Source organism: Nitrospira marina, from assembly GCF_059568365.1.
The window spans coordinates 4,351,881-4,366,754 of sequence record NZ_JCANTH010000001.1 but is presented as its reverse complement, the minus strand read 5'-3'; the positions used below and the strand labels follow the sequence as shown (position 1 = coordinate 4,366,754).

The 14,874-nt window shown below is 51.0% G+C and carries 15 protein-coding genes; 9 read left to right on the top strand and 6 right to left on the bottom strand.

Going from position 1 to position 14,874, the window contains the following annotated elements; all coding sequences use genetic code 11:
• The first annotated feature begins 4 nt into the window (after nucleotides 1-4).
• Complete coding sequence (locus LX98_RS18860; protein ID WP_496430317.1) at nucleotides 5-1,636, top strand: radical SAM protein; 1,632 nt, start codon at nucleotides 5-7, stop codon at nucleotides 1,634-1,636.
• 445 nt (nucleotides 1,637-2,081) lie between these two features.
• Here LX98_RS18860 and LX98_RS18855 read toward each other — a convergent pair whose 3' ends face one another.
• The 6 genes from LX98_RS18855 to LX98_RS18830 all read right to left on the bottom strand — a co-directional run bounded on the left by LX98_RS18855 (nucleotide 2,082) and on the right by LX98_RS18830 (nucleotide 7,493).
• Nucleotides 2,082-2,717, bottom strand: coding sequence for a hypothetical protein (locus LX98_RS18855; protein WP_496430316.1), 636 nt, complete (start codon nucleotides 2,715-2,717; stop codon nucleotides 2,082-2,084).
• 142 nt (nucleotides 2,718-2,859) lie between these two features.
• Nucleotides 2,860-3,738 carry an HAD family hydrolase gene (locus tag LX98_RS18850; protein ID WP_312743040.1) on the bottom strand — a complete coding sequence of 293 codons (879 nt, stop codon included), beginning with the start codon at nucleotides 3,736-3,738 and terminating at the stop codon, nucleotides 2,860-2,862.
• 171 nt (nucleotides 3,739-3,909) lie between these two features.
• Nucleotides 3,910-4,248 carry a pentapeptide repeat-containing protein gene (locus LX98_RS18845; RefSeq protein WP_496430315.1) on the bottom strand — a complete coding sequence of 113 codons (339 nt, stop codon included), beginning with the start codon at nucleotides 4,246-4,248 and terminating at the stop codon, nucleotides 3,910-3,912.
• Between the two features lie 407 nt (nucleotides 4,249-4,655).
• Nucleotides 4,656-5,468, bottom strand: a complete 813-nt coding sequence (locus LX98_RS18840; RefSeq protein ID WP_312645722.1) for a CbbQ/NirQ/NorQ/GpvN family protein — start codon at nucleotides 5,466-5,468, stop codon at nucleotides 4,656-4,658.
• Between the two features lie 389 nt (nucleotides 5,469-5,857).
• Entirely contained in the window at nucleotides 5,858-6,814 is a 957-nt protein-coding gene (locus LX98_RS18835; protein WP_496430314.1) for a phosphatidylglycerol lysyltransferase domain-containing protein, read from the bottom strand.
• Between the two features lie 55 nt (nucleotides 6,815-6,869).
• On the bottom strand, nucleotides 6,870-7,493 hold the full coding sequence (locus tag LX98_RS18830) for a YkgJ family cysteine cluster protein (RefSeq protein ID WP_496430313.1): 624 nt from the start codon (nucleotides 7,491-7,493) through the stop codon (nucleotides 6,870-6,872).
• Nucleotides 7,494-7,694: 201 nt separating this feature from the next.
• Between LX98_RS18830 and LX98_RS18825 the strand changes: the two genes are divergently transcribed.
• The 8 genes from LX98_RS18825 (at nucleotide 7,695) to LX98_RS18790 (ending at nucleotide 14,600) form a co-directional block, all read left to right on the top strand.
• Nucleotides 7,695-9,191, top strand: coding sequence for a hypothetical protein (locus tag LX98_RS18825; protein WP_496430312.1), 1,497 nt, complete (start codon nucleotides 7,695-7,697; stop codon nucleotides 9,189-9,191).
• Nucleotides 9,192-9,259: 68 nt separating this feature from the next.
• On the top strand, nucleotides 9,260-9,571 hold the full coding sequence (locus tag LX98_RS18820) for a glutathione S-transferase N-terminal domain-containing protein (protein ID WP_496430311.1): 312 nt from the start codon (nucleotides 9,260-9,262) through the stop codon (nucleotides 9,569-9,571).
• Nucleotides 9,572-9,574: 3 nt separating this feature from the next.
• On the top strand, nucleotides 9,575-10,699 hold the full coding sequence (locus LX98_RS18815) for a KamA family radical SAM protein (RefSeq protein ID WP_496430310.1): 1,125 nt from the start codon (nucleotides 9,575-9,577) through the stop codon (nucleotides 10,697-10,699).
• Nucleotides 10,699-11,859 (top strand): 2'-deoxycytidine 5'-triphosphate deaminase, encoded by a 1,161-nt coding sequence (locus LX98_RS18810; RefSeq protein WP_496430309.1) that lies wholly within the window; start codon nucleotides 10,699-10,701, stop codon nucleotides 11,857-11,859. The genes LX98_RS18815 and LX98_RS18810 overlap by 1 nt, the downstream gene beginning before the upstream one ends.
• 2 nt (nucleotides 11,860-11,861) lie before the next feature.
• Complete coding sequence (locus LX98_RS18805) at nucleotides 11,862-12,293, top strand: hypothetical protein (protein ID WP_312645735.1); 432 nt, start codon at nucleotides 11,862-11,864, stop codon at nucleotides 12,291-12,293.
• A gap of 55 nt (nucleotides 12,294-12,348) precedes the next feature.
• Entirely contained in the window at nucleotides 12,349-13,047 is a 699-nt protein-coding gene (locus tag LX98_RS18800; RefSeq protein WP_496430308.1) for a TIGR04283 family arsenosugar biosynthesis glycosyltransferase, read from the top strand.
• Entirely contained in the window at nucleotides 13,031-13,804 is a 774-nt protein-coding gene (locus LX98_RS18795; RefSeq protein WP_496430307.1) for a TIGR04282 family arsenosugar biosynthesis glycosyltransferase, read from the top strand. The genes LX98_RS18800 and LX98_RS18795 overlap by 17 nt, the downstream gene beginning before the upstream one ends.
• 61 nt (nucleotides 13,805-13,865) lie before the next feature.
• A complete protein-coding gene (locus LX98_RS18790) occupies nucleotides 13,866-14,600 on the top strand; it encodes an SDR family oxidoreductase (RefSeq protein WP_496430306.1) in 735 nt (244 codons plus the stop codon).
• Nucleotides 14,601-14,874: the final 274 nt, after the last annotated feature.

The window sequence follows — 14,874 nt, the reverse complement described above, 5'->3', positions numbered from 1 at the left end:
CTCAATGAACTCCGTTCTCTACGTCTTTCTCCCCTGTAAAAAGGTCTATCCCACCGGGATTACCTACCTGGCTGACTTCATCCACCGGCGCCGGCCGGATGTGCGTCAGCAGATTCTGGATCTCTCCCTTTTTCCTCCGGATCAACGTCAAGCACAATTACGGGAAGTGACCAAAGCTTTTCAGCCGGAATTAGTGTGTTTCTCATGGCGGGATATCCAAATTTTTTCTCCGCATGAAGGCGATGCCTCGCTCGAGCATGCGTTTAATTTTTATTACGCGAGCAATCCCCTGAAGCGAGTGGTGGCCTCCTTCCAAGGGCTTCAAAACCTGTACCGCTATTACACGGATATCCGGAGTAACCTATCGTATCCCTGGCTGATTCAGAAGGAATTTCCCTCAATCGGAATGATGATCGGCGGCGGAGCGTTCACGGCCTTTGCGGATCAGCTTATTGAAAAATTGCCGGAAGGCATCATTGGTATTCTGGGAGAAGGGGAGGACGCGATTCTTAAAGTTCTGAACGGCGAGCCTCTTGGTGAAGAACGGTTCATCATTAAAGAGCAGGGAAAAGTTACCAAGGGCACCAAAAATACGCCGGCCCTGTTAGATGCGCTCTCCGTAGATATTCCTTATCTCACGTCAATCTTTCCACAATACCGTGAATATATCGGCGAATGTATCGGCGTGCAGAGCAAACGCGGCTGCCCGTATGATTGTGCTTTTTGTCTCTATCCCTATATTGAAGGCAAACGGGTGCGCTATCGCCCGGCGGAAAATGTGGTGAAGGACATTGCTCAGTATTACCATCAATGGGGAGCCAGGCGGTTTTGGTTTACCGACGCGCAGTTCATCACCGGCAAGGATGCGTATCCCCAATGTACGGAAATCCTGGAACGAATTATCTCTGAACAATTACATATTGAGTGGTCAGGATATGTCCGGACCTCCCTGATTAATCCAACGTTGGCCAAGCTGATGGTGCAATCCGGCGTGGGAGATTTAGAGGTCGCGATCACGGCGGGCTCGCAAAAAGTTTTGAACAGCATGCATATGGGCTTCAAGCTTGAACATTTGTATGACGGATGCCGGTATCTCAAGGAAGCGGGATTTATCGGGAGGGTCATTCTTAATTATTCCTTGAATTCCCCGGACGAAACAGAAGAGACGCTCCTCCAAAGTATCGAGTCGTACAAAATAGTGGCCTCGATATTGGGAGAAGACCGGGTGTTTCCCTTGATGTTTTTCCTAGGAATCCAGCCCAATACCGATTTGGAGCAACGATTATTGTCGGAAGGGTATTTATCGAAGGGCTACAACCCGCTCAGCTTGACGCCCTGGAATATCAAAAAGATGCTGTACAATCCGGCGCCGCTTAATAAAATCATCGCCAAGGCCTGTCTGGCGGCCTGGGGTCGCAAGCATGGGTCGCAAGATCCCCGCCCCTGGTCTGGCAGCTTGAGCCAGAGTGCCACGCAGCAACAGGGTCACACCTATGCCGATACGAGTCTCTCGAAAGGTTTTGAAACCAATTCCGGCCGTGATGCTCTGCTCACCCTGGAAGAAATCCTCCGTTCCCGCCGTCCATCCGATTCTCCGCCGCTTTCTCCTGCCTCCGCACCCAATCCCTCTCGTTGATTCTTCTGGGTCTGTTGAAAAAAGCCTCCAGCGGCGTTCTCGCCATTTTCCCGTGCTCACGTACTACGCGTACGCTCCGCGCGTAAAACAAAAGTTGTGCCCTTTGAGACACGGCAGGCTGTGGCCTTCCCTTCGATGACTCAGGGCAGGACTGGACGGACCCTTCGGGAGGACTCAGGGCATGCTTTTTTGAACCGACCCGGAGGCTTTGATGAGTAATCTAATCCTGGGCAAATTTACTTTTGAACATCCTTATTATTCAACACTCCCCTTCTTTAAATTTGTGCAGTGCGAAACCGAAAGGCCAGCAAGAGGATTAGGCTATATCCCCCATCCTCATGGGTAGGTATGTGTGGAAACGAGTCTGTTACAAACGGAGGGAGGAGGTATTTCCTATCAAATGAATACCCACGGACCACGTGGAAACATTCTGAGGATCTAGAGTTTACCCTTTGATCGTAAATTCCATGGTGCCGATGACGTTGACGGCATGGAGCGCCTGGCCTGGAGAACCATAAAAAATCTTGACCTGATACTTCCCCGGTTTCCATCCCTCTTCCGGCTTTGAAATTAGAAAGTATCCGGATCGCTGATTCATTTCCAGTTCGATCACGTCTTTTCCGACGGGTGTATTCGACGTAACTTGCCCATCGTTCATTTGAAACCACGCAGCCGCGAATTGGCCAGGGGCGTCTAAGGGTTGTGCCTCGAAAACGATGTAAAATTGCTGCGTGTCTAAGGAAAATTCTGAAACGCCTGGGTTAACGGGCTCAACATACGCATCCCCGGTAGTCATCCATCCTGGCCGTCCAAGGGAATCCCAAGGTGTGTCGTATCCCGTGGCCATGGTAATCCACGTAAAGACTCCCTGCGGGCGTTTCCAGTTGACCTGGTCAAACGCCATATTTTTGAGCATGTCGTTTTTGTTGGGTGCCAGGGTTGAGCTGCCAAACGGGTCGTCTGCCAAACTGATGCTGCTGAACAGGCCAACAAAAACAAGGGCCGTCGCAGTGCGAAAGAAGCAGGAACCGCCGACAGACTTACAAAACAATTTCATAAAAAAACTTTCTATAACGTGCATGGTCCACCTCCTGGTGGGAAGGCCGTTTCCATCTAATTCATTTATATCTCTATCATTTTACAATACTTGACCCACAAGTGTTGCGCAATCAGGCAAGAAAAATGACCGGAGAAAAAGAATAATGGGAAAGCCCAAAGAACAATTACGGGAGAGGAGCAGGCACCCGGGAACCTTCAATCCCTTGACGGCGACTATCGACAATTCTATCGGCAACCTCGGCAATGTGCTTTTCCAGAATGAGACGGAGATGGCTACCAGGCCGATAATCCGCGGGAGCCATGAAATGAACCCGATCCGCGTGGAAGGTCAGTTGATAACATTTTTCAAATGACCGACGGGTCTGATCTTCCGGATTATAGACCGCCAAGGCGAACCCGCCATTTTTCTTCATAACGGTAAAGCAGGGGACGTCTGTCGGTCCATCGCCTACATAGATCATTTGTCGAAACGGCACCCGGCGACTTTCTTCGGGCATATGGTCGTTCACATCTTCTTTTAAATCCGTCAATCCTTTGTTGACCCGAAACAGGAATTGGGTTTTCTGTGTGTGGCTGATGGTGCGTTTGGGGAAACTGATGTGTCCGTCCTCCTCGTCGAACTCACAGCCGAAAATGGCGCGGACCTGGCTGGCGACCACGCTTCCTTCCAAAATAGCCTTGAGTCCGGAACTGACTACATAGTGTTCCAAGCGGATGGGAACTTCCTCATATTTGGGTTTTTTTAAAATCCCATTGAGTTCTTCAAAAAATGAGGGAACACCCGGGAAAAAGGACAATTGATTGCCCATGTCACGGAGGTCCTGATTGGAAAGCGTCCGGATGCAGGGTTCTTCCAGCATCCGTTTCATATAGGCCAGCTCCTGATCATAATCCCGGGCTTCGATCAGAGCGGTGCAGCTTTTCCAAAATGTGGACGGGTCAAGTTCGGCGTGCCGCAGAATCGTGTGATCCTGCATGTAATGCGGACTCAACGTATGATCGAAGTCATAGACGATAGCGATAATGTTCTGGGGTTGATTCATGAGGCTTCCCTTCCCGATTCTTGGGAAAAGCAGTGTAAGTTGAGGAGAGAAAGGTGTCAACGAATGAGCCTGCGCGAGGAAAGAGAGCCCTGAAGGTCTTTTTCGTTTGTGGGATGCTGTCAAAGAAGGAATGATGCTGTGTGAAAGGAGGATCAGTACAAGGACGATCTTTTATACGCCATAGCGCATACGCGTGCCCTGCTGGTTCGAAAGAAGAATTTCCTGAGCACTGAGTTCTTTGGGAAAAAGCGTGCCGGAGATCTTGGTGCCGTGAATGCTGGCCCCTTCCAAATTGCATTGGGAAAGATCTATTCCTCGAAGATCGGCCTGCCGGAAATAACTTCCACGGAAATCCATCCCTGCCACTTCAATGCCGCGCAGATCCACATTCCGGAAATCGCAATTACTCAGATCAGGTTTCTCACCGGCCTTGAAGCGGGCATTGAATTCAGTAATTTTCCCGTCTCGAAGCAGGGTATACATGGGGTGGTTGGTCATTTTAGGCTTCATACCGTGATCTCTGATTCTCTTGAGGTCATCTGAAGATGATTTGTGTCGGTAACCCATTGACCGTATCGGTTGATCGTAACCTTGAATGAAGCGCCTTAAGGCCATTTCATCTCATACGCCGGTAGCACCTTAGGGACCCGGTCGAATCGAACCAGGTCAGGTCAGGAAATAAAAGGGATACTCATTCTCAAACCGACAAACAGCGGACTCCTGGTATTGTTTATTTTTGGATGTCTTGGAGGGTGAGAGGAAGTTTCTGGATTCTTGTTAAAAAGAGACCCAATTCCCGGTCTAATGAGAAGAGTCTTTTTTAAACCTCCAGAGCCTGGAACACGCCGTCTATATTTCTTGTTTGAGCGTCACGGCCTGTCCTTAGGCGCGGATTGTCGTCTGTTGGGCAATTCGGATTAGAAAATTGCCTTGACGAGTTCCTGAATGCTGCGTTGCATATCGGTGTCGTCCGTAATCGGGCGGGTAATGGCGGCATCGCAGGCCCGGTCAGGGGCCACGCCTTGTTGCATCAAGGTCCCTGCGTAAATTAACAGTCGGGTACTGACACCTTCTTCCAGGCCATGGTTCCGGAGATTTCGTACCTTTTCACCCAATTTGACTAACCGGATGGCCACGTCCCTGGAAATCTTTGCTTCATGCTCCACGATCCTGGTCTCGATATCTTTGGGAGGATAACCAAACTCAATGGCCATGAAACGCTGCTTGGTGCTTTGCTTTAATTCTTTTAAAACACTTTGATACCCGGGGTTATAAGAGATCACCAGCAAAAAATCATCCACGGCCTGAATCATCTGCCCTTTTTTCTCGATGGGTAAAAACCGTCGGTCATCACTCAAGGGATGGATCAGCACGGTGGTATCTTTTCGGGCTTCAACCACTTCATCTAGATAGACAAGGGCGCCATGCTTGACTCCCAAAGTGAGCGGGCCATCCACCCATACGGTTTCTTCCCCCTTCAGCAGGTAGCGTCCGATCAAATCGGAGGCGGTCAGATCTTCATGACACGCAACGGTAATCAGCGGCCGATTGAGTCGGTGAGCCATATGCTGGACAAACCGGGTTTTCCCGCATCCAGTAGGGCCTTTTAACATCACTGGTATTTTGTTTTTGGCACCGACGGTAAACAGATCGATTTCCCCGTTCACTTCTTGATAGAACGGCTCTTCGGTAACCCGGAATTGTTCAATACCGAATTCAAGACCCTTCATAACATATAATCCATATTTAAGAATGAAACAGTGAAACGCATGGACGGCTAGGAAAGCATTATACGGGTGTCATTTCAGGGAGGACAACCTGCATGTGCGATCGATGCATTTTCATGGGAGACTGTTGAATAATTCAAAATCTTCACCAGTTCCTCTCATGAACATTTTATGGCGGAGCTAACGGGAGCAAGAAAGGAGAGTTTAAGTCGTCCATTCAGTCCCGCCCTGAACCATTCCGAAGGGAAGACCGCAGTTTTGCTTGCGACGTCCGGTAGATGTAACCGTGTGTTCGCAAGCGGAGCGTACAGGTGGATACGTGAGCATGACCAAGGGACGACCATGCCGCCGGCGGACATATTCACCCCTCTCCTGGGGGAGATCCTGATCACTCATGAGGGCTGGGCAATGAAGTTCGGCACTAATTGACAGGGATGATAGGCCAGTTTTGTCCTTGCTAAACCCGGTAACCCTGAATCATCCATGGTATTCACCAATGGATATGTCTGAACCTCGCGACAGAATTCACGGAAAAGATATTGGGCTAAACCGTAGACTGATCGATCTGCCACCTCCAGCAAGACGCAAAACACCTCCGGGGAGCGTGGGAATCCGAACGTATACGCTTTGACAGCTCCATCCACCCAGACGATTCGCCCGGTGAGACCGAGTTCACGATACTCCTGGAGTGTCACTCGATGGGCATTGATGGCATCACGAAGCATCAGGCGAGCCACATCCTCGTTGAGTCCTATTGGGGAAATAGGAATTTCTTCCTTTTGATGGATCCAACGGTGAAAAAGGGCGAAGCACTCATCACGATTGATGATCTGATAGGGGGCAATCCGGATGCGGTGCCCCCGAATAAAGCGATTGCACGCGGCGCGTTGGGATTTGTAGGGATTTCCTTTCAGTTGGATGAGATCGGCAGTGCGATAGAGGTAATCGGAGTCCTTTGGTAGGAGGGTGTAACCCCATTGTTGAATTTCTTCTTTTAAATCAGCGGGGATGTTTTCAATTCGCGTCACGTTGGATCCACGATTCCGGGTCACCATGTATGCAGTCACTTGACTCAGCACGTCTTTGAGAGGGCTGCTGGAAGAGGGTCCGATTGCAGAATAAGGCCCAACGGGGGGAAGAGGCATGAATATCCCATCGGAATACTCCGCGAAGAGGCACAGCCAGCCGTCAATGTCCGTCCAGGAAAAGGTGAACAGGTCTTTCCAGATATAATGCGGTGGAAATGACCAGGTGCTCAAGGGGGTTTTCCCCCCGATACCTGTAGAGGCAAGGGCCTGGTTGAGACGGGCCTGATCCTTGATGGTCAATGGACTGAGTTGAATGGGCATGAAAAATAGTTATACGGGATGAAGGATCTAGGGGAAAAGAGCGAGTCCGTGACCGTCACCGCGTGTCGAGTGTATTGGAGGATCGGAGAGTTGCGGTCAGGCGGTCGAGTGTGTGCAACACGACGACGTCCGGTTGAAACGGAGTCACCAATCGAGGATGAACGGCGAGAGAATCTAGAACGTGATCAGATTCCAGATAGTTCGCAATTCTTTGGGCCTGTTCCAGGAATGCTTTTGGAAGGGTCAGTACTGAAGGTTTTTGGCCAGCTCTCCTGAGAGGGTTTTCTTCACCGGCTTGCTCGAGAAGAAACGGGCATAACGTATCCCAACCAAGCACGACCTTCTCGTGTGGGGCATTCCACATAAGCGCGAAAGGATACAATTGGCAATCTAGAGGACGAACCTCATAAATGCGACAGTGTTGTGTGACGGGATCAAATGCCGGGCAGAGAAATCCTTCATCCTTGGGATGTCGGACGACTTCAATCTGACTACCCCGATGATCAGGAAAGTAAGAGGGAGAGATGCCGTGTGTGACGGCCTGTCGAATTTCATCTTCAGTAAAGTACGGTCTGAGGATACTGTCTTGTTCGGGAAAACGACAGCATACGTCGCATCGAAAACAGACGGCGGAGGGAACGACCTGTGGGCCAGGAATGACGGGGATGGCCTGAGGCATAAGCGTATAACTTTCATGGCGACTCGGCCCGCCATTTCACTCGGGTGCGTGCCTTGTCTGGTTTCAAGAGAGCGTGCTACGATCCTTATTCTAGCAAAAGAGCCGTTATCAAGGTCCAAGCTTTTCTTTTTATGTTAAGCTTGGATTGAAGTATTTCGTGCAGGTCCAACCTCTTGTGATCGACGAGTGAAGGGCGTCAGGGTGCTTGGTCCGTTTCACCCGTCTTCCACGATTAACCCAGGATCGGTTATTTCTTCCCACGTAGAACAGTCCGGCCCTATTCTGCCATTGAGTCCGTCGACATCTGACAGCCCCTATCCTCTCTTTCGGGACAGGCTGATCAGGGACGGATTATTTGTGAACGGGCAAGATGATCATTGGCGGGTGGCATGCGGACCCTTTTCGCTTTCCGCCGAGGAGGCCAAATTTTTTGAAGCCTTAGGGCAGCATCTATTGGTGTTCTACCAGGCCTTGAACCGGTTGTATTTTGAAAGCCTGAAAGGTCTGCAACCTGCGTGGGTTCATGAATATTTGGATATTGGAAAGCCGGAGGATCTTCTGGCCCTTGCACGGATGAATCGATTCAAAAATCACCTTCCAGGTGTCATTCGACCCGATATTATTCCCACCAACGACGGCATGGCCCTGACGGAACTTGATTCCGTCCCTGGAGGGATTGGCTTAACCGGCAGCCTGAGTCGGATGTATGCCCAGCAGGGTTTTCCTGTGTGGCCGCAGTCCGAGGGCTTGGTTCAAGGGTTTTCCCATATGTTACGAGGGGCATTGCACGGGCAGCCTCCTCGAGTGGCCATTGTCGTCTCGGATGAAGCTGAGGCCTATCGCGCCGAAATGCAATGGGTGGTGACCCAACTCCGGCAGGAAGGTTGGGAGGCCTATTGCGGGCATCCCCGTGATATTCGATTTACGGAAGACGGTCTTTTGATTCACCATGAGGGACAGGAGCAGCCTCTTTCTGTGGTTTACCGGTTCTACGAATTGTTCGATTTGAAAAATATTCCCAAAGGGGAATTGATTGCCTACAGCGCTAAAAAAGGCCGGGTTGTGGTCACCCCGCCGTATAAGCCCTGGATGGAGGAAAAGCTGGCCTTAGCGTTGTTCCACCATCCGATGTTGGAGAAATTTTGGGAGCACGAATTGAAACCCGACACGTATGACTGTCTTCGTGCCATCATTCCCGGGACCTGGATTTTGGATCCCAGACCCCTTCCGCCTTCTGCCGTGATTCCCGGCTTACGTCATGGAAATCATGCGGTGTCGGATTGGCAGTGGTTGGGAGAAGCTACTCAAAAAGAACGTCAGTATGTCATCAAAGTGTCAGGATTTTCCGATCAGGCTTGGGGGAGCCGCGGCGTTTCGATCGGGCATGATATGTCGCAAGTCCAATGGAAAGAGGTCGTGTCTCAGGCTCTGGATCAATTTGAGACGAGCCCTTCGATTCTTCAAACATTTCACAAAGGGCGACTGGTTGTGGTTGAATATTACGACAGCCATTCCGGTGACGTCGTCAGTATGGAAGGACGGGCGCGCTTATCTCCGTATTATTTCGTGAATGAGGGACAGGCCCAGTTGGGTGGTGTCCTGGCGACGGTGTGTCCCAAAGATAAAAAAATAATTCATGGAATGCGGGATGCGGTCATGGCTCCCTGTTCCATTATGGCTAGTCGCTTGAGCTCATAAGGCCCAGAACGCCTGGTTCTTTCGGTCCTAGTGTTTTTTTCCTCTCATTGGGAAGACCCCTAGTTGACATGTCTGATACTCTTAAACGAATGAAACTGTATCACACAGAATGGTGCCCGGAATGCCAAGTCGTCCGTGAAAGGTTGGCTGAGTTGGGTGTGTCCTACGAAGATGAAGTTGTGCCCGATGTTCGACCTTTCCGGAAAAATTTGTATGAAGTCTCGGGACAGAATTATGTCCCGGTGTTGGTTCATGGAGAAACGGTGTTGACGGAGACATCCGATATCTTGGCATATCTGGACGACTACGAAGACCATGGGACTCCCTCCGGGGAAACCACCAAGCCACCCTCCAGCAACCTTGATGAAAGGAATCATTAAGCTATGGATGATTGGAAAAAGGTCCTCGCCGCAAGTATCACCAAACCCAAGGATTTAGCCAAGTATCTGGGGGTCGATCCCAAGGAGGTGGAAGCTGTCGTCGGGCCCTATCCAATGCGAATTACCCCGACAGTGCTGGCCACGATTAAAAGTAAAGGGGATGCGATCTGGAAGCAGGTAGTTCCGGAGGCCATCGAATTGGATGATATTGACGCCCCTGACGATCCTTTGGAAGAAGATACGGACAGCCCGGTTCCTCATTTGGTGCACCGATATCCTGATCGCGTATTGTTGATGGTGACCAACCAATGTCCCATCTATTGTCGGTTTTGCACGAGAAAGCGACTGGTGGGGAAACCGGGGTTTCTCAAAAAGGGTGAGCTGGATCGAGCGGTGGCGTACCTCAGAGAGCATACTGAAGTACGGGATGTCATCCTGTCTGGCGGTGACCCGTTGTTGTTGCCTGATCGTCTCATTGAGAGAATTCTGAAAGGCCTTCGGTCCATCCCGCATTTAGAATTGATTCGGTTCGGGACCCGCGTGCCAGGAACCCTCCCTCAACGCATTACCCCAGAATTGTGTGAGATCGTTAAACGCTTTCACCCAATTTATATGAATTTGCATTTCAACCATCCGGATGAGTTGACGCCGGAGGTCAAGGAGGCTTGTGGTCGATTGGCGGATGCGGGGGTGCCCTTGGGTGCCCAAACCGTTTTGCTGAAAGGTGTGAATGATGACCCGGAAATCATGAAACGTCTGATGCATCAACTGTTGTTGGCCAGAGTGAAACCCTATTACCTCTATCAAGCCGATCTCACCAAGGGGACGAATCATTTCCGGACTCCGGTAGAAACGGGGTTGAAAATAATTCAATCTCTCCAGGGGCATACGAGTGGCATGGCCGTTCCCCACTTTGTCATTGATGCGCCAGGAGGTGGGGGAAAGATTCCGCTATTGCCTAACGATTATTTATTGAATTTGGATGAGAACGGGGCCGTATTGAAAAATTACGAAAATAAAACCTATCATTATCCTCAGCCGGCATCGGGAAACGGGCGTGAACTCCCCATGGTAGGCGCCCCTGCATCCCAGGATATGTGCGGTGCCGGCGCCATGGATGACTATTAATGGTCGATTCTAAGAAGACGGGCATTCTGTCTTTTCAACACCTTCGTGCGCTGGTTCGTCAGAAGGTGATCCGGGCCGATGTGCCCATCACCTCTCGCCAAATTCAACCGGCCAGTCTCGATCTACGGCTGGGAACGAAGGCCTACCGTCTCCTGAGCAGTTTTCTGCCAGAACCCTCAGATCAGCAATCCCAGTTTACCATTGAGGACCTCTACCGGTCCGATATGGTGATGTACGATATGGATCTGACCAATGGCGCAATTCTGGAAAAGGGCCATGTCTACCTCGTGCCCTTGATGGAGAGGGTGAAGCTGCCTAAAGATATCCGCGGTCGAACTAATCCAAAAAGTTCCACGGGAAGATTGGATATTTTTACCCGCGTGGTGACTGATCTCCATGTGGGCTTTGATGAAATTCGCTCCGGGTATGAAGGCCCGTTATTTTTGGAAATTGTGCCCCGGTCGTTCACCATACGTGTGCAGGCTGGATTGGCCCTCAACCAATTACGGTTAATGTCTGGCAAACCCATGGTCTCGGATTCAGGGTTGCGAGCCGTTCATCGCAAGACCCCGTTGCTGTATCACAATGGAGATTCCGGGAAAACGGATCTGGCCTTATCGGCCAAGGAACTCCGGGTAAACAACGGTCTATTTTTAAGTGTCGATTTGCAAGGATCGAATGAACATTCCGAGGCGATTGTGGGGTACCGGGCAAAAAAGAACAGTCATGTTATTGATCTCAGTCTGGTGGGCCATTATGCGGCCTCCGATTTTTGGGAACCGCTAAAACGCAATGCCACCGCTACCATGCTGTTGGAGCCGGAAGAGTTCTATATCCTGGCATCCAAGGAACGAATCCAGGTTCCACCTGGCTATTCATCGGAAATGGTAGCGTATGAAGCCGCCTGCGGGGAATTGCGTACCCATTATGCGGGGTTTTTCGATCCTGGGTTTGGCTATGCCAACCACGGCCGGAAAGGCACCCAGGTAGTTTTGGAGGTCCGTCCTCACGATGTGCCTTTCCGTATTCATGACGGACAGACGTTTTTTAAGGTCGTTTACGAGAGGATGCGGGATATTCCCACGCAGTTATATGGATCGGCGTTAGGGTCTTCCTATTACCAGCAGGGGCTTACACTCAGCAAACATTTTAAGTGGTAACCATGAGTACAGAAACCGAACAACCTCAGTCGACCGACCCTGTTGCCCCCAAGCCTGTACCTCCCCGTCCGCCAGTCAGGGATGAGGACCCGGAGGATCAAGAAAACCTGCAGATGCAGGTGGCCATGCGTATGGTGGGGTCCGCCATGGTCTTTATCGGGTTTTTGCAGGTTTTTCTCTCCGCCAGTACCGGTGCCGAAATCAGCATCTTCCCCATGATTATTTATTTTTCAGGAATGGCCATGTGGGCCTATTCCTCCGTGGACAACCTCACTGTCCGTTATACCGTGATGGCGGTGTCTCTGCTTTGCGCGATGGCATTTATGCATTTTGGAGAAGTGTTATTTTGGCATAAGTATCTAATTTACTGGGGCACGATCGGGGTCGTCGTGTTTTTTATGTTTAAAAATCCCAAGAAACCCGCCGGCTCGTAGCCCAACGTTCCTAATTCTTAGTCTTTCCTACTGTGCGGCAACCATTAGGTTTTCCATGGGCATCGCCGTGATCATTCCGGTCTTGAATGAACAGAAGGCTTTGCCGGATTTGTTGTCCGTCTTGGTACCGCTGGGGTTTGAGGAAATTATTGTGGTAGATGGAGGAAGCCGGGATGGAACGGTGGATGTCGCCAGAAAGATGTTGGAATCGGCATCCGACTTCCGATATCGGATCATTTCCGGTCCATGTGGGCGGGCTTCCCAAATGAACGCCGGGGCAGCTTTGGCCCACTCCGAAATTTTGGTATTTTTGCATGCTGACACCCAATTGCCAGACAATGCCAGGCAAGTGATAGCAGACGCCATGGATGATCCGCAGTGTGTCGGTGGCCGGTTTGATGTACGATTTCCACGGGACACTGGTTATGCATGGATGGTGAGCCGGCTCATGAATCTGCGCTCACGCTGGTCGGGGATCTTTACTGGCGATCAAACCATGTTTGTGCGACGTTCCGTGTTTGAAAAGTTGGGGGGCTTTGCGAATATTCCACTTATGGAAGATATTGAATTCAGCCGCCGGTTGAAGCGAGTTGGCACGATCGCGTCTCTGCGAGCGAAGGTCATCACCTCGTTTCGACGGTGGGAACAGCAGGGCCCTCTCCGCACAATCGTGCGCATGTGGACGCTTCGCGCGTGGTATTGGCTAGGATGGGATCCGCGTCGTCTTCAGCAGTATTATGACACCGTCCGGTAACGATCCAGCTGTACGTCGATTACGTCCATCCCACCAGAGCCAGAGTGGGAGACGCCGATCTCTCCCGCCTGCGACGTCGGCGATTATTGTCTTTGCGAAGGCACCGGTTGCCGGTCAAGTCAAAACACGCCTGTGTCCTCCTCTCACGCCTGATGAGGCAGCCAGTCTCCACGGCAGTCTCGTCTTAGATATCCTGGAGCGCTGCCAATCTCTCAGGGCCTATGATCGCATCCTGGCCGGAACGCCCTCTCCCCATCATCCCTTCTTTCGGGCCATGGAGGCTCGATTCAAGATTCCGGTCTGGGATCAAATAGGGGACGATCTGGGAACTCGCATGGCATCAGCATTCAAACAAGCGCTCGGTTCCCCATATCGTTCGGTTGTGGTCATTGGAACGGACATTCCCGGCATAAATGGTCCACTCCTTACAACGGCACTAGACAGTCTTCACGATCATGATGTCGTGTTAGGTCCCACCATGGATGGCGGGTATTATTTAATCGGGCTGCGCACTCCCGTGCCGGAACTGTTTGAGAACATACCGTGGTCCACGGAGCAGGTATATGCCCTTACAGAGCAGAAGATAAAAATGCTGGGCCTCTCGTTAAAAATCCTCCCGCAACTTCGTGATCTTGATACGGTGGAGGATCTTCACACGTGTATCCGGGAATCGAAAGATCGCCAGAATCAGATGTTTTCTTCTCGCACCAAAAATGTGTTGCAGGAGTTAGCCAAGCGATTGACCAACCGCGAATAAGGGAATAATCATTTTTTTTATGACGAGTGTGTCTACACGAGTACCACAGGAGAGATGAGAAATGATTGACCGCGTGGCGTTGATCACTGGCGGGGCCAGAGGAATTGGACGTGGTATCGCGCTGGACTTGGCGGACAAGGGTTGGAGGGTGGCTGTTTGCTATCGTACTAGTCAGCAGGAAGCTGAGGAAGTCAAGCGTGGTATCGAGGGACGGGGTGGAAAGGCGTTGGCCATTCAATGTGATGTCTCCGACCCTGTTGCGGCAACACAGCTTGTTCAGCATGTGGAAGGTGCCTGGGGCAAGATTGATACGCTGATCAACGGGGCCGGGCCTTACCATCGCATCTCACTGTTTGAGGAAACAGTTGAGGGATGGTCGGACATGTTCACCAATAATCTCCACCCGATCTTTTATCTCGCGAAGGCCGTGGCGCCGGGGATGAAAGCCAGAAAATCTGGCCGCATTATTTCGTTCAGCATGGCCAACGCGGACAAAATGGAAGCTCAACCGCATGTGACCGCCCATTATATAGCTAAAGCCGGCGTGCTCATTCTTACCCGGACCTTGGCGAAAATGTTGGCCCCGGATGGCATCACCGTGAATGCGATTTCACCGGGATTTATCGATTCCGGGAGTGCGCCACCGGGAGAGCTGGATGGTATGGCTAAGAAAATTCCGGCAGGATATATTGGTCAGGTTGAGGATACCGTCCAAGCCGTTCGGTATTTCCTTTCTGACGAAGCTCGATACGTGACGGGAGCCAATCTGCACGTGAGCGGCGGCTGGGGGATCTAAGGAGATTGACCAGTTTGAAACGACCGGATAGCGGTTGAAAGTTTCTTCAATGCGGTCATTCCCGATATTTTTTATCGGGAATCCATCCTAGGTTTTTTCCCAAAAACCGTTGTTGGTAGGTGAAACACGTCGAACGTGGTTATCCGACTATGGCATCCACGAGATTTTTGGTGATGCCGGGTTTCGCCCCGGCGGACGAGGTCCTTTTCTTTTGGGAAAAGGACCCAAAACCAATGACGCCCCGTTCGGCCATATTAGATGGGACGGACGCGAA

Coding starts and splice junctions, on each gene's coding strand:
- LX98_RS18860 (WP_496430317.1), top strand. CDS start 5: ATGAACTCCGTTCTCTACGTCTTTCTCCCCTGTAAAAAGGTCTATCCC.
- LX98_RS18855 (WP_496430316.1), bottom strand. CDS start 2,717: ATGCACGTTATAGAAAGTTTTTTTATGAAATTGTTTTGTAAGTCTGTC.
- LX98_RS18850 (WP_312743040.1), bottom strand. CDS start 3,738: ATGAATCAACCCCAGAACATTATCGCTATCGTCTATGACTTCGATCAT.
- LX98_RS18845 (WP_496430315.1), bottom strand. CDS start 4,248: ATGAAGCCTAAAATGACCAACCACCCCATGTATACCCTGCTTCGAGAC.
- LX98_RS18840 (WP_312645722.1), bottom strand. CDS start 5,468: ATGAAGGGTCTTGAATTCGGTATTGAACAATTCCGGGTTACCGAAGAG.
- LX98_RS18835 (WP_496430314.1), bottom strand. CDS start 6,814: ATGCCCATTCAACTCAGTCCATTGACCATCAAGGATCAGGCCCGTCTC.
- LX98_RS18830 (WP_496430313.1), bottom strand. CDS start 7,493: ATGCCTCAGGCCATCCCCGTCATTCCTGGCCCACAGGTCGTTCCCTCC.
- LX98_RS18820 (WP_496430311.1), top strand. CDS start 9,260: ATGTCTGATACTCTTAAACGAATGAAACTGTATCACACAGAATGGTGC.
- LX98_RS18815 (WP_496430310.1), top strand. CDS start 9,575: ATGGATGATTGGAAAAAGGTCCTCGCCGCAAGTATCACCAAACCCAAG.
- LX98_RS18810 (WP_496430309.1), top strand. CDS start 10,699: ATGGTCGATTCTAAGAAGACGGGCATTCTGTCTTTTCAACACCTTCGT.
- LX98_RS18805 (WP_312645735.1), top strand. CDS start 11,862: ATGAGTACAGAAACCGAACAACCTCAGTCGACCGACCCTGTTGCCCCC.
- LX98_RS18800 (WP_496430308.1), top strand. CDS start 12,349: ATGGGCATCGCCGTGATCATTCCGGTCTTGAATGAACAGAAGGCTTTG.
- LX98_RS18795 (WP_496430307.1), top strand. CDS start 13,031: ATGACACCGTCCGGTAACGATCCAGCTGTACGTCGATTACGTCCATCC.
- LX98_RS18790 (WP_496430306.1), top strand. CDS start 13,866: ATGATTGACCGCGTGGCGTTGATCACTGGCGGGGCCAGAGGAATTGGA.